General features: G+C 65.4%; 3 protein-coding genes. 1 reads left to right on the forward strand and 2 read right to left on the reverse strand.

Features of this window, described 5'->3' with window-relative positions:
• The coding region (locus tag WAN02_RS32895; protein WP_422269545.1) for an enoyl-CoA hydratase/isomerase family protein at nt 1–774 on the reverse strand (774 nt) is incomplete at its 3' end.
• 90 nt (nt 775–864) lie between these two features.
• On the opposite strand from WAN02_RS32895, the gene WAN02_RS32900 reads away from it, so the two are divergent.
• Entirely contained in the window at nt 865–1500 is a 636-nt protein-coding gene (locus tag WAN02_RS32900; RefSeq protein ID WP_422269546.1) for a TetR/AcrR family transcriptional regulator, read from the forward strand.
• Here WAN02_RS32900 and WAN02_RS32905 read toward each other — a convergent pair.
• A partial coding sequence (locus WAN02_RS32905) for a hypothetical protein (RefSeq protein WP_422269547.1) occupies nt 1497–2593 on the reverse strand: 1097 nt, incomplete at its 5' end. The genes WAN02_RS32900 and WAN02_RS32905 overlap by 4 nt on opposite strands.

The raw sequence follows: 2593 nt of genomic DNA on the forward strand, positions 1-2593 counted from the left end.
GAACATATCAGCGAACTCGTTGCCGTGGACCGCTGCGGCTTGGGCGCCTGCTTCGAGGTCGACCGCCTGCGCGAGGTCACCGTCGGCGGCCTCACGCAGCAATCGTTTGGTCGCCGCAACCGCGGCGTGGGGGCGCGCGGCAAACGTCGTAGCGAGATCGAGCGCAGCGGTCAATGCATCGTCAACCAGCTTGTGCGCCAACCCTATCCGTAGCGCATGCTCTGCGTCGATCGGTCGCCCGGCGAGTAGTACCTCCAATGCAGCGCCCTCGCCGATCAGCCGCGGCAGCAACCAGCTCGCACCCATGTCAGGCAGCAGGCCCATTCGGATGAACGACGGGAACAGGGCCATCGTCGGGGATCCCACCCGGATGTCGCAGGCCAGAGCCAACGACATGCCGGCACCGACCGCGGGGCCGTCGATGGCGGCGATCGTCGGCTGCGGCAATCCCCAGAGCATGTCGACGACCCGCATGTGTCGGGCCAGCAATTCGGCCACTTCGGCTTCCGGCCGCTGCGATAGCTGCTCGATCAAAGCGAAGTCTGCACCCGAACTGAACGCACCGTTCGCGCCGGTGAGAATCACCGACCTAACGGCGGAATCCGTTGTTATCAGCGTTAATTCGTGAGCCAGTCGGGTGAGAACGTCGACGTCGAGTGAGTTGCGGTGCTCCCTGCGATCGAGGACCAATATCCGTACGCCCTCTGCCGGGTTTTCTATGCGCAGCCCGCCGTCGGCCGGGGCCGCTTGTGTAGTCGTTTCCGTGCTGGTCACAGCCATTCCCTTCGGAGATCGATGCTACGGGGTCAGGCGACCTGTCGCTAGGTTACAGGTCAAGTGACCTGTCGTCTATATGATGTACTGGTGGCATCGACTCCGGTTCGCGGCGGCGCTCCGCGGACGCAACAGGCGCGGCGCGATCAGACTCGGGCCCGTCTGATCGATGCGACCATCAGATCCATTGCCGATCACGGGTATCCGGCCACGACGACCAGACAGATCGCCGAGTCCGCCGGAGCCTCGCTCGGGGCGATAGCCCATCATTTCCCGGCCCGGGTTGATCTCATCGCCACGGCGCTCGACGAGGTCGGGCGTCGGATGGAGACCGAGTTGCGGCCTCGGGCCGCGGACGCGGTCGCACTCGGCGGCGCGCGCCGTACACCCGCGCTTCTCGACGTGCTCTGGACCGCGTTCACCGACGACCTGTACACCGTGTGGGTCAAGGTGTGGATCGCTGCCGCCGACGATCCCGAGCTCTACGCCGCGCTTGCCCCGCTGGAGCGGCCGCAATCCGCCGTGTTCGCCGCGATCGCCGCCGACGCCGCGCCGAAGAACGTCCCGCGCGCCGAGTGGACTCGGCGATTCAGCGTCGCGCTGGATGCCATGCGCGGCCTCGCGCTCACACTCACCATCCAGCCCCGGACCACTCCGATTCATCGGGATCCCTGGCCGGACCTGAGACGCGAGCTCGCCCGCCTTCTGGATCGCCAACGGAGTTAGTCGATGAGCGCGCCGTGGGTGCCGGTGACGGGTAGGTCAATCGGAGTGATCACGCCCGGCGGGGCCTCACACAGATACGGAACCGCGTTGACCGCGGCCATGGCCGTGCTGACCATCAGCAGCTTCATCACGTGTTGGTCTTCGGAAAGCTCGGAATTGTGTGGTGGGCCAAACCGGATCACGGCATCCACTCGCGGTTCGCCCTCGATTTCCACTTTGAAGCCCTGGGGATCGGTCCACTGTGGGTCCAGGGCGTCGTCGCTCATGGTCCAGCAGATCGCCAGTTCAACGACGACGCGTCCATTGCGGTAGCCGCGGTAACTGCGCCGCTGCCCGGCCACCGTGCCCTTGGCGAAGGTGATCCATCCCAGGTCCAGCTCGCGGGTGGCCACGGCGTGTTCGACTAGGCCGCGCTTCGATTCCAGCTCGATGCCAAGCATGTCGGCGATCAGGTCCAGTGTCTCGAAATATCCGAGGCCGTATCGGGCGGTGGAGGGGTCGACCTCGGTGTGTCGATCCTTGGGCGGCTTGGCGAACCCGAGCACCGTCCAGGCGTCCCGCACTGGGTATTCGGTGCAGTCCAGCGTCTCGACCAGTCTCACACTGTGCACGCGCCGGCATGCACCGGTCAGAAAGCCCGCCGCGACGTTGATGAACCCCGGTTCGAAACCAGTGCCGAGGAACGTCGCACCGCCCGCTATGGCGGCGTTCTCGAGCGCGGCCATCTCCGTTGGATGGTGTGTGCCGGTAAGGAAGTCGCCGGTCGTCACCACGTTGATGCCGGCGCGCAGTAACCGGTCCACCAGTGCGTAGTCGATGAAGTGCGGGGTGTAGATCACGCAATCGGGTGCTGTACCGATCAGGGCGTCGACATCATCGGTGGCCAGCACTCCTACCGGCGCGACCCCGGCTAGTGTGCCTGCGTCGCGGCCAACCTTTTCCGACGAAAATGCGTGTACCCCAACTAGTTCGAACGTTTCGCGGTCGAGCACCGCCCGAAGCGCACGCTGACCAATGTTGCCAGTCGCCCACTGCACCACGCGGTACCGAATCATGAAGCGTTCCCTCCTGCGTTGCCTGGTCGGTTCGAGGT

The organism is Mycobacterium sp., assembly GCF_049281135.1.
In the GTDB taxonomy this organism is placed as follows: Bacteria; Actinomycetota; Actinomycetes; order Mycobacteriales; family Mycobacteriaceae; genus Mycobacterium.